This window comes from Flavobacterium ginsenosidimutans (genome assembly GCF_003254625.1).
Classification (GTDB): domain Bacteria; phylum Bacteroidota; class Bacteroidia; order Flavobacteriales; family Flavobacteriaceae; genus Flavobacterium; species Flavobacterium ginsenosidimutans.
In genome coordinates, this window is record NZ_QJRJ01000032.1 from 1 (window position 1) to 550 (window position 550).

Annotated in this window: 1 protein-coding gene; it reads left to right on the plus strand. The window is 47.6% G+C overall.

Annotation, left to right across the window (positions count from 1 at the left end; translation table 11 throughout):
- The coding region (locus tag DM444_RS00155; RefSeq protein ID WP_204251643.1) for a SprB repeat-containing protein at positions 1 to 550 on the plus strand (550 nt) is incomplete at both ends.

Sequence of the window (550 nt, forward strand, 5' to 3'; positions counted from 1 at the left end):
CAGTAACTGCCTCTGGAGGAACAGGCCCTTACACCTATTCATGGTCACCATCTGGAGGAACTGCTGCAGCTGCAACGGGTCTTTCTCCTGGAACTTATACTGTAACAGTTACAGACGCAAATGGATGCTTCATAGCACAAACCGTTCAGATTACTGAACCTGCCGCTCTCTCTGCTGTAGATTCACAGACAAATGTTTCCTGCAATGGCGGTAATGACGGATCTGCTTCAGTAGCCGTAACTGGAGGAACTGGCGCTTATACCTATTTATGGGCTCCATCTGGAGGAACTGCTGCAACAGCAGCTGGCCTTTCAGCTGGAACTTACACAGTAACCATTACAGATGCTAACTCCTGCTCTGCTGTTAATACAATTACAATTACTGAACCTGATGCTTTAGCATTAACTGCAACTTCAACCGATGTTTCATGCAGCACAGGCGCTAACGGATCTGCTTCTGTAGCCGTAACTGGAGGAACTGGAGCTTATACCTATTCTTGGGCTCCATCTGGAGGAACTGCTGCTACTGCAACAGGTCTTTCTGCTGGAAA